This window comes from Paenibacillus sp. N3.4, from assembly GCF_008017805.1.
Classification (GTDB): domain Bacteria; phylum Bacillota; class Bacilli; order Paenibacillales; family NBRC-103111; genus Paenibacillus_E.
This window is the reverse complement of record NZ_VRTT01000051.1, coordinates 41,872-53,565: the sequence shown is the minus strand read 5'-3', so window position 1 is coordinate 53,565 and position 11,694 is coordinate 41,872. Positions and strand designations below refer to the sequence as shown.

The 11,694-nt window shown below is 46.3% G+C and carries 7 protein-coding genes; 3 read left to right on the top strand and 4 right to left on the bottom strand.

Annotated features, from left to right (window positions below; translation table 11 throughout):
- Positions 1–283: 283 nt before the first annotated feature.
- From FU659_RS23085 to FU659_RS23075, 3 genes are all read left to right on the top strand, one after another.
- Positions 284–946: a nitroreductase family protein gene (locus FU659_RS23085; RefSeq protein ID WP_147949706.1), complete on the top strand. Its 663-nt coding sequence runs from the start codon at positions 284–286 to the stop codon at positions 944–946.
- A gap of 1,071 nt (positions 947–2,017) precedes the next feature.
- Positions 2,018–3,889, top strand: a complete 1,872-nt coding sequence (locus tag FU659_RS23080; RefSeq protein WP_147949705.1) for a cellulase family glycosylhydrolase — start codon at positions 2,018–2,020, stop codon at positions 3,887–3,889.
- Positions 3,890–4,008: 119 nt separating this feature from the next.
- Positions 4,009–6,114: a glycoside hydrolase family 6 protein gene (locus FU659_RS23075; protein WP_261807985.1), complete on the top strand. Its 2,106-nt coding sequence runs from the start codon at positions 4,009–4,011 to the stop codon at positions 6,112–6,114.
- 296 nt (positions 6,115–6,410) lie between these two features.
- Here FU659_RS23075 and FU659_RS23070 read toward each other — a convergent pair whose 3' ends face one another.
- From FU659_RS23070 to FU659_RS23055, 4 genes are read right to left on the bottom strand one after another with little or no spacing between them, the layout of a single operon-like run.
- Positions 6,411–7,040, bottom strand: a complete 630-nt coding sequence (locus FU659_RS23070; RefSeq protein ID WP_147949704.1) for a peptide ligase PGM1-related protein — start codon at positions 7,038–7,040, stop codon at positions 6,411–6,413.
- Positions 7,001–7,771 carry a preATP grasp domain-containing protein gene (locus FU659_RS23065; protein ID WP_147949703.1) on the bottom strand — a complete coding sequence of 257 codons (771 nt, stop codon included), beginning with the start codon at positions 7,769–7,771 and terminating at the stop codon, positions 7,001–7,003. The genes FU659_RS23070 and FU659_RS23065 overlap by 40 nt, the downstream gene beginning before the upstream one ends.
- Positions 7,772–7,790: 19 nt before the next feature.
- Positions 7,791–9,029 carry a type III PLP-dependent enzyme gene (locus tag FU659_RS23060; protein ID WP_147949702.1) on the bottom strand — a complete coding sequence of 413 codons (1,239 nt, stop codon included), beginning with the start codon at positions 9,027–9,029 and terminating at the stop codon, positions 7,791–7,793.
- Positions 8,998–11,694, bottom strand: coding sequence for a hypothetical protein (locus tag FU659_RS23055; RefSeq protein ID WP_147949701.1), 2,697 nt, complete (start codon positions 11,692–11,694; stop codon positions 8,998–9,000). Before FU659_RS23055 ends, FU659_RS23060 begins: the two co-directional genes overlap by 32 nt.

The following is an 11,694-nucleotide window of genomic DNA, read 5'->3' as shown; positions in this document are numbered from 1 at the left end:
CTATGGGGGGTAATACCAGCGTAGCTGACACCACCCGCAAACACATGGATAAAAATGTAAGAACCCTCCGAGTCTGAAGAGTTCTTTTTATGAATTATTTAATGCCGGGTATATATAACATAAATAAATATGTAAATTTAATCTAACCTTTCATCCTATATTTTGCAAGTCCTGCCTGTTAGGCGTTTAATTTGAGGTTTCGCTGAAACATTTCTTCTTGACACTCACACTAATGTCATACTTTAAGATGAAGTTAGTTTTATAAAGAGAGGAAGAGAAAACCATGTCCGATTCACAAACAACCCAGCTGTTAGAACAAGAACTTTTTTTCGATACTATTCGAGAACGTCGCTCAGTCCGCAACTATGATCCCGCAGTCAAGATTTCACAGGAGGAATTGACCGAAATATTGCAACAAGCTACGCTGGCTCCTTCATCCGCCAACATGCAGCCATGGCGCTTTCTTGTTATCGATTCAACGGAACTGCAGCAAAAGCTGCTTCCAATTGCGTTTAACCAACAGCAAGTGGTCGAAGCTTCAGCTGTCATCGCCATTCTTGGGGATTTGGAAAATATCAAAGAGGTCCAGAAGATTTATGGTCAAGCAGTCGATGCAGGTTTCATGCCAGAGCAAACAGCCGCTTCCTTTATTGAACGCTATACCAACATGCATGCAAGCCTTCCGCCAGAAATCATTCGCCAAATCGTCTTTACCGATTGTGGATTAGTAGCTATGCAACTCATGAATATCGCTCGTGCCAAAGGCTATGATACGGTCCCAATGGGAGGCTACGACAAAGGAAAGTTCATCGAAGCTTTTGGTATTTCAGATCGTTATGTTCCGGTTATGCTAGTAGCCATCGGCAAGGCTGCTAATCCAGGTCGTCCTACAACACGACTGCCAATTGAGGATGTAACATTCTTCAATGAAATGCCACAAGAATAAGAACATGCCAAAGACCTTCGCATCCACTTCAACTAGTGGAAAACGAAGGTCTTTTATTTGCATTCCAAACCGATCCAATGGAACATACTAGTCAGCAACATATATGTATTCCACCTTTATTGAAGCTTCTACATCGCCATTACATCCATGTATTTTCCATCCTGGACCTGCAAAAATTAAAAAATAAGTACCAATAAATTCTGTGGATTCTCTTATTTTCGGTCGATATATATAGAGATTCATCATATATTTAATCTTCAGGATTCCAATACAACACCAATTTATTCATTTGATAGAGTCGTCATCAAAATAGGCTTTCGATCCTATTAAGCTCACATGATAACTGACGATCCATTTTGTTATACAGCGTAAGATTTCCATTCCCTTCAAAAGTAAATGGCTCATAATCAGAAGCGTCAATATACGGATGAAACCCCTTAAAACTTATTCGATTATTTTGGCAACCGCATTATTTAATGCTTTTTTGGGCTGTGCCAAAACCAACTATTTACCAGGGATTACCACGAACTGCATAGGTCATGTATTTTATTCAACAAGTACATTCCAACGAAGCGCTTGGCCTTGGTAAAACAAAACACCGTCATCCTTTTGGTTTCGTTGGCTTAAGCGCGTTAATGACACTTCTTTAATTCCAAAAGGGTTATTATGTTATAAAAGTGCTACTATGGTAACCAAAATTATAGCGTTAGCAGATCAATCTTTCCTATAATGATCTCAAGCTCAAATTAATGATACTCCAATTCGTAACATCACCTTCTTCTACTTCCAACTCTGCTCACCCGATTCGATTAGTTTTTGAAGTCGTCATTGAACAATCCAATCCATTCCACTCTATCCAAAAGAGAGCTTATTCATTTTATACGTAAAAGAAGATAAGGACGTATTTACGTGCAACGGATATTACGGCATAGCGACAGGCTCATGTTTGTTTTGCCATTCCGATTGAAAGGAGGTGATAAAAGGAACATTTCGGATGAAAAGGAGGCGATGCAAATGTAGAGCCTGCGGAATTCGCTTGATCCTATTATTAGATAGAGAGGTTGGGAACAGATGAAAGTGAAACTATGGAGATTCGCGCTAGTTTTTTCCCTTATTGTAGGTACACTAGTTTCTGGATCCCAGGTATCCGCGGACGGTCCGAATTATTATCATACCAACGGCAACCGGATTGTGGATTCTGGCGGCAACACAGCCAAATTTAACGGCGTTAGCTGGTTTGGATTTGAGACGTCCAACTTCACGCCGCACGGATTGTGGACTCGTTCGATGGACAGCTTACTCGATCAAATGAAGAGCAAAGGGTACAATCTGCTACGTATCCCTTACACCAATGAGATGCTTCTGCCAAGTAAGATGCCTAACAATATCGATTTTACGAAAAACCCCGATCTTCAGGGGTTGATGCCTATACAGATTCTCGACAAACTGATTGAAAAAGCGGGCGCAAGGAACATGAAGGTGTTCTTGGACCGTCATCGCCCGACATCCGCAGAACAATCGGAGCTTTGGTATACTTCGACAGTTTCAGAAACGACCTGGGTGGACGATTGGAAGATGCTTGCACAGCGTTATTTGGGCAACGATACGGTAATCGGGGCAGATTTGCATAACGAGCCTCACGGAAATGCTTGTTGGGGCTGCGGAGATTCGGCTCGGGACTGGCGTTTGGCCGCCGAACGTGCCGGCAATGCTATACTAAGCGTTAATTCCAATTGGCTTATTATTGTCGAAGGCGTGTCTTCTAATGTCCAGGGTCAAACTAGCAATTACTGGTGGGGCGGCAACCTGAAAGGTGTGCAGAATGATCCAGTACGCTTGAATGTCCCAAATCGCATCGTATATTCTCCCCACGATTACGGTCCGGGAGTAGCCAGTCAACCTTGGTTCTCTGAACCGACATTCCCTAACAACATGTCAAATATTTGGGATACGTACTGGGGATATATTCACAAAAACAACATTGCACCGATTCTCATCGGTGAATTCGGCGGCCGAAGCGTCGATACGACGTCCACGGAAGGCAAATGGCAAAATGCGTTGGTTGATTATCTTAAAGTAAACGACTTATATTGGGCGTATTGGTGCATTAATCCCAATAGCGGCGATACCGGCGGACTGCTGCTGGATGATTGGAACACCTGGAATCAACCGAAACAAGATATGCTTAACCGCCTGATAGACACAATTCCCGTGCTGGCGGCTCCGACCGACCTGACGGCGACGGCAGGCAACACGCAAGTTGCGCTGAGTTGGACATCTTCGACTAGTACGACGAGCTACAGCATCAAACGCGCGACTACAAGCGGCGGGCCGTATACGACGGTGGCGACTGGGGTAAGCGGAACGAGCTACACGAACACCGGCTTGGCCAACGGCACGACATACTATTACGTTGTAAGCGCAGTGAACAGTGCGGGAGAAAGCCCGAACTCCGCACAAGTGGGCGTGACGCCGCAGGGAACGACGACTACGGGCAATTTGGCCGTGCAGTACCGAGCAGCGGACACGAACGTCAATGACAACCAGATCAAACCTCATTTCAACATCAAGAATAACGGTACAACCGCCGTTAATTTAAGCGACCTCAGAATCCGTTACTACTTTACGAAAGATGGCACTCAAGCGATGAACGCATGGATCGATTGGGCGCAGATCGGAGGCACTAATATCCAAATAACGTTCGTCAGCGCCACTGGGATCAATACGGACACATATGTCGAGCTTAGCTTTACCTCAGGAGCCGGTTCGATTCCGGCAGGCGGACAATCCGGCGATATCCAGCTCCGGATGTCCAAAACCGATTGGTCGAACTTTAACGAATCGAACGACTACTCGTTTGATGGGTCGAAGACCTCGTTTACGAACTGGGACAAAGTGACGCTCTTCCAGAACGGTACTCTTGTTTGGGGGATTCAACCTTAAACCATTATCCACATACCGCGGACGGACAGAATATCGGTTAGTAGAACTCGAGCGAATACAAAGGAGCTGAAACAATGACATTTGCTTTACTTAAAACTAAAAGCACCTCCATGCTTATCATGATCTTCACATTGGTTATAACCTTTGTCATACCTTTGGGAAGCAACAACAGTTTTGCAGCTGAAGCGCACGTTGATAACCCGTTCCTTGGTGCGACGGCATATGTGAGCCCCGACTACGCTGCGTTGGTCGATACGTCGATCGCTCAGGTTAGCGACAACACACTGATTGCAAAGATGCAGACGGTCAAATCGTACCCGACAGCCGTATGGCTCGACCGTATCGCGGCGATTCAAGGCGGTGCAGCGAACGGAGGCCGCAAGAGCCTGTCAGAGACTATGGATGCTGTTCTAGCGCAAAAGAACAACATCACACCAATCTCTGCAACGTTTGTCATTTATGACATGCCAGGTCGAGACTGCCATGCTTTGGCATCGAACGGAGAGCTTCCGCTAACTCAAGCGGGTCTGCAGACGTACAAGACACAATATATCGACGCAATCGCCAGTGTGTTCTCCGACCCGAAATACCAGAACATCCGGATTGTAACGGTGATCGAACCAGACTCATTGCCGAACCTCGTTACGAACTTGAGTGATCCGAGGTGTGCACAGGCGAACTCCACTAACATCTACAGGGATGCCACTCAATATGCACTGAATAAGCTCCATGCAATCCCTAACGTATACACCTACATGGATATCGGTCACTCCGGCTGGCTTGGCTGGGATTCTAATCGTCAATCTACTATTGACCTCTTTACCAATGTGGTAACGGGAACTACGACTGGGCTGGCAAGCGTCGACGGCTTCATCACCGACACGGCGAACACCACTCCATTAGAGGAGCCCTTCCTGACTGATCCGAACTTGACAATCAGCGGGCAGCAGCTAAGGTCCGCGAATTACTATCAGTGGAATCCGTACTTCGATGAGGCGGACTTTACAGCGGCGTTATACTCCGATTTCGTGGCGAATGGCTGGCCGGCCAGCATTGGCTTCCTGGTCGACACCTCGCGCAACGGGTGGGGCGGACCGGGCCGGCCTACCGGAGCTAGCGGCACAAACGTTAACGACTATGCCAATTCCGGTCGTATCGACAAACGTTTCCACCGTGGAAATTGGTGCAACCCTTCCGGTGCAGGTATGGGTCAACCGCCAACGGTAGCGCCTGCGGGATACCCTGCATCGCACTTGGACGCGTTCGTGTGGGTGAAGCCGCCAGGCGAGTCGGATGGCTCGAGCTCATTCATTCCAAATAATGAGGGCAAGGGTTTTGACAGAATGTGTGATCCGACTTACACAAACCAAAATGGCTCGCCAACGGGCGCATTGCCCGATGCTCCGTTATCGGGTCACTGGTTCCACAACCAGTTCGTACAGCTCGTACAGAATGCCTATCCGGCAATTCCCGGCAGCGGCAACAATCCGACGGTTCCGGCCTCTCCGACCGGCCTGACGGCGACGGCTGGCAACACGCAAATCGCGCTGAGCTGGACAGCTTCGACCGGTGCGACGAGCTACAACGTCAAACGCGCAACCTCAAACGGCGGGCCGTATACGACGGTGGCGACTGGAGTAAGCGGAACGAGCTACACGAACACTGGCTTGACCAACGGCACGACATACTATTACGTCGCAAGCGCAGTGAACAGCGCGGGAGAAAGCCTGAATTCCGCGCAAGCGAGCGCGATTCCGCAGGGAACACCGCCTACGAGCAATCTGGCGGTGCAATACCGAGCAGCGGACACGAACGTCAATGACAACCAAATCAAGCCTCATTTCAATATCATGAATAACGCTTCAACCGCCGTTAATCTAAGTGACCTCAGAATCCGTTACTACTTTACGAAAGATGGCACTCAAGCGATGAACTCATGGATCGATTGGGCGCAGGTCGGCGGCACTAATATCCAAATAACGTTCGTCAGCGCCACCGGCATCAATACGGACACGTATGTCGAGCTCAGCTTTACCTCAGGAGCAGGTTCGATTCCGGCAGGCGGACAGTCCGGCGATATCCAGCTCCGGATGTCCAAAACGGATTGGTCGAACTTTAACCAATTAAACGACTACTCGTTCGATGGGTCAAAGACGTCTTATGCTAACTGGGACAAAGTGACTCTCTTCCAGAACGGCACTCTTGTCTGGGGGATTCAGCCTTAAGATCCATGAAACACCTTGGTCCTAAATAACTGATTCGGACTACAATCTTTGTCATCATGTCGTGGTACTCGTAGGACGTGTACTGGAATCCTTGGTTGCTGTCAACGATCAACCCAGACACGTCCTTTTTATTTTTAATGCCTCCATTTGGGGCTCGGTGTCTGAGCATTATCACGCGATCGTCTATCATTAATCTTGTTGATTATGCTCCTAGAGATACCAATTTCTATGTAAAAAGGCATAATGCAATCAGTAAAGAACTGATCGAACTATGCCTTATTAATGCTTACTAACCGTTAAACCGTAATCCGATTGGATAATCGATCAATGAAATGCTCCAAGCCGAAGTTTAAGGCTTCGATGTTTGCCCAATCCTTAGATACTAGAAGTGTAAACAAGCGTCCCGTGTAAGATGATCCGCCTTCATCCTGCTGTGTAGGCAGCGTTCCGGATGTATAAACAACGATGCCTTCTCTGGTGGCAGGGTCATAGAGCAGTCCCTCCTGTCTCAACAAGCTGCACACCTCTGTGAAATCGCATGGCTTATCCAATATCCACTTGAAATACCGTGAAAACAATTTGACATCGTGCAGTATAGGTTCCATAAAGGAAATATACGTAGACAACGTGAATCTTCCGTTAATTTCAATAATCGGAATGATCGTGTCGTCCATTGTAATAATGGAGTCAATACCCGCAACTCCGGTATAGCCTATCCGATACAGATAAGACCCAATCTGCTTCGCATATCCTCGGTACTTCTCGATAATCTCAGGACTCAGATCAACTGGAATTTTGGAGCCGATATATACGGTATCCCGTAAAACCTGCTGCTTCAGGGAGAACATCTCCACGGAGCCATGTGGTGAAATATAGATCTGATAATTCAGATCCGCCTTCTTCTCGTACCAGCCTCTACGAGCCACCGCGCATTCGGATTCTGCCTTGCGCTTCTCGACAAGCGTGTGAGCAATGATGAAAGCTTATCCATGTTGTCAATGATATAGAGCCCTTTGCCCGAGGCGCCGTGCGGTTCTTTGATTATGACTTTTTCGAAGTTATTCACACATTCCATCAATTGATGATAGGCCTCTCTAATTTCCTCTATATCGCTACACACAAAGCCTTGGCAAGTTGCCAACCCGAGCGTTTCGGCAATCTCCCGATTGAACACCTTATCATTGACCTTGGATTGTAAATCAGATGGGGCTCCTATGAGGCACAGCCCGCAGTGTTCCGCAATTTGCTCCTCCAAATACGTGACGGCATAAGGTACAAAATAAACATCTTCCTGCTCAGCCGCTGCGAGCTCAAGCTCCAATAGCAGCTTTTGATCTCTCAATACCAGTTCAGCAATCGGTGTAAGCGCATCCGAATGCTCCGGTACAACAAATCTCGGGATTGAGAATCCCCACTGCCTAAGCTGCTCGAGATAGGCAGGATCCGGCTGCTCACGCAAAATAAGGATATCCTGTTCACGGCACAGCAGCAAGTTCATCTCCTCCACCCGATTCACAATACGATCCTCGCTGCGGTCCACAATTCCTGCTTGAAGACGGTTCCAGTACTTCTCCGCACCTATGTTCAACAGCCAAATGATAGTACCTTTCGTTCGTTGAACGGTCAAATATTCAATCAAATGAAACGTTTCGGCCATCTCTTCCACTCCTTTCAAATCAACAAAATGAATGCTGTCCTCTTAGGAAATCCGCATAGTGACCTCTCTCCCTCAATACCCTAATCTCCCCATCCAAGCAAATGATCTCCGGAGGCAGCACATGGCTAAGGAACAAAACGGGACTATGCGTCAGTCCGTAAGCTCCCGATTTATCAATAATGAGCAGATCTCCAGGCTCGGCATTAGGCAGCATCACCTTTTGCCCCAAGACATCAGTAGGGGTACAGAGCGAACCTACGACATTTAACTCTTCTAGATCCCCATCTTTTCCAAGCAATCGCATTGGGAAATTATTTCTTACATATCGCCCCAAAAAAGCAGTTGAAGCATGCTGATTCGAGCCACCATCGCAGACGAGGTATTTACTTCCCTTACTTTCTTTAACATAGAGTACCCTCGTCATAAACGAACCCGCTTCAGCGAGCAAAAAGCGCCCGCTTTCCACTCCAATTCGGACACCTGCCAGCCTTTTCTTGTATCGCCCCCACAATTCGGCTAAACCGCTTTGGAGTTGCTCCGTCTCCAGATAGGATTCTCCTTTAAAGTAAGGGATGCCAAATCCGCCCCCCAAATCCAGAAAGTCAAGCTCAAAGTGATAAGTGTCCATTAAATCTACTGTAAGCTTCATGATTTCTTCCACCGTCAAAACGATATGATTTGCATTCAGCATCTGGCTTCCCGAGAAAATATGAATCCCATGAATACGAACAAATGGTAATGCTTGAATGATTTCCATTGTCTCTTTTAGAAAGGACTGGTCGATCCCGAACTGCGTCGGAACCCCAGTCATTTTCATGCCCGCACCGTTGATATTGAAGTTCGGATTAATACGTAGAGAAATATTCACCTTGCGCCGCCTACCGCTTGCTATTTGATGAATCAGCTTCGCTTCTTCAAGTGATTCGACATTGATACTGTATATGCCCGTTTCGATCGCATAAAGAAGATCCGTGTAGGTCTTTCCAGGACTTGTGAAAATGATTTGACTAGGATGAAAACCTGCCTGCAGCGCCATGTACAATTCTCCGGAGGATGCAACCTCTATGCACGATCCCAATTTCTTTAATAACTCGCATATGCCTAGCAGTGGGTTAGACTTAACCGAATAAAAAATCTCGAATGGCTCAGGCAAACAGTTCTTCAATAGCTCGTATTGCTCCGCAATTTTGTTCCCATCGTAGATGTACGCAGGAGTGCCATATGTGTTAGCAATATTCTTCCATGTATGTTGATTCATACTCACCATTACCCCTAGCCAGAAATATGGGCCGATCTCTAAACCCGTGGTACCTTCCATCATGGAAAACAACAGCGTCGTTATAAAACAGTGGATTTGTTTCAAAAGCATTCATCCATGTGATGATTTCCGTCTCTACCTGATCATCATTGAAAGCCACAATTAGCAGAAGTCGCTCGTTATAATAAGGATGACGGCATTTTATAAAAGTAAAGTACGTCCCGACAAACATTTGCCCACGGTAAATAAGTCTTTCTTCATCCATATTCATGTCTAATGTAGCTAGCAGCTTTTCTTGTTTCTCGCTCTTGCTCCTGGTGTCAATGATAAACACATGGTTGGCAAGACTTGGACTCTCCTGTTCCCAATCCAAATCTTGCTCATTGATTGCCTCATATTTGTAATAAATATAGCGGTCTTTGATCGGATTTTGCAGCAAGTAGGCAAGCTTGCTAACTAGGCTCAGCTTGCTTGGATTACTGCCTTCAGGTTTTACTATCGTACAAGCGCTCAAATAAATTTGCTTGATCCCCAGTTTTTCTTCATCTACATCGATGGCATGATACTCTCTCTCAAACTCTTGTTCATTCATAGGGACGGCCTCTATGCTATATTTATCCATCTGCCAGTTTACCCAAAATTTGCAAAAAGGAGCAAGACCAACTCGTTGAACGGCGCCATTCACCGCAATTTCTATCATATCGGCGAGGATCATCTTCTCCCTGTTAATAAGTAAACTAAAGCATTCGATATTGTTCATTTCAATTTCTATTCGATTAGGAGCCATCTTTCTTGCCCAAATCTGTGACGCCTCTTCCAAATTGTCAATTGCTTCTACCTTAAGCCAATAGGTTTTATTGTATCCCGGTTCTAGAGCGGAAAGCTTGAGCTCTTCGGGATAAGGATCTCGCTGCTCGGCTATCAGCTTATGGAGCAACTTTTTGGAATTCAATATGGCATTGAACTCGTTATGCATAAAGCCGTGAACGATACGAGTTGTTGACTTGGGCAGCCTTTTTAAAAAGTGCATGATTCGCGTAGAGTTAAAAAACCAGTGTTCGGTGCTCGTCAATCCTAAAACAGTCATATTGCTCATGTTATCGATCAGTGCATATTCAGGCTTATTAATATTTAACCGTAAATCGCCAATGACGCTGGCGATCCCGGCAAATGTATCCGGCACTTGCATCGCCATGCGAAGTGTTTTCGAACCGCCCGTACAGTGACCGATCAGATAAACGCGGTTCCGATTCACGTTGTAGGTCTCTGTAAGTCTCTTGATCATACGAATGACGTTGACGTCATCCACATAATTCAACCTGCCAATCCCGACGATGCTGATAATAATAGCATCCGAGATGGTACTGCGTTTCACCCAAGGGAGATCCACCGGATAAGCTCGAGCTAGTGCATCGTGGAAATAGACGACCAATGGGTAGGATGCTTCCGGATTATAGTCATCCGGTATATGCACCGTGTAAGCAACAAGCCGATCTCCGTTTGGCTGGGGTTCATAAACGGTGAAACTCGATCCAAATACATCTCGATACGTCTGTTTAACCTGCTTCTCAGAAGTGCTGGCGTATCGAATGAATTTCTCCAAGACTTGAAAAAGAGTAAGGTAACAAACATTCGGCACATACTGATTCAAGGCCTTGAAGGCATTAGGCAGAGCCACCATCTCCTTGATGGTCGTGATCACAGAGTGATCGCAGTCCAGCCTCTTCTCCACTTGCTGTATCATCTGGTCTATGCTGCTCTGAAATTCACCGAAATACACGTAGGCCTCGCCCACCTTGGCAGTATCTCCCGCTCCTTCGGCGCGTATGCGGAGCAGACCGTTAAAGTTGTCCTGCCATGGAAAGGTTGCAACAGAAGAAGCAGCCAGCTCCTTAGCCTGCAATAGATCTCCTGCCGCATTAAAGATTCTGACATGAACAATCTCAGTTCCAGTTTGACGATCCATATATTGAGGAAGAACGATCAACTGTAGTTCCTCATTGGACATATAAAATACACGTTCTGGGAAAAGGCTGTAAGATTGCTTATAGGCGACCAATAATTCCTCATCTACAAATTCTTTACCGTTATCCGCTAAACAGTCAACCGGATTGAGCTTAACGATGATCTCCTGCGTATTCAAAGGCACTCTCAAGGCAAGGGGGCATTCGAACAAAACGGTATTGCTTCCTTCGCGAAACCGGTACAAGAAGAAGTAATCCTTTATCAAATAATCGTGATTCCCTGTTACGACAAGCTGTCCATTGATCCACATCCGGATTGGCGTAGGGAAATAGGTAATCACATTGACTAGAATATCTTGTTCTTTCTGGCAATACACCGTGTTTAGCCCATACATATATTTATCCGGTTCAATTGTAAATAGATTTTTGGGCGTGTTCACTTCTTGGTAGCGATTAACCATTTCGGCAGTGTACTGTCGCCAATTCGCTTCTATTTCCTCCCGGGGAAGGATAACAAGTTCGTTGAAGTACAACAATCGGGCTTCCGTGTCCAGATAAGGCTCCATTCCCATTTGCTTGACATCATTCGTAAATGCGCTTCGCACCAACCACCTGCTTAGCGCATTCGGGATGTCTCCGGCAAATGTGATCGGGCAGTGGCTGTTGGAAACCAACTTTTCCAAATACGCCTGCAATTCCAT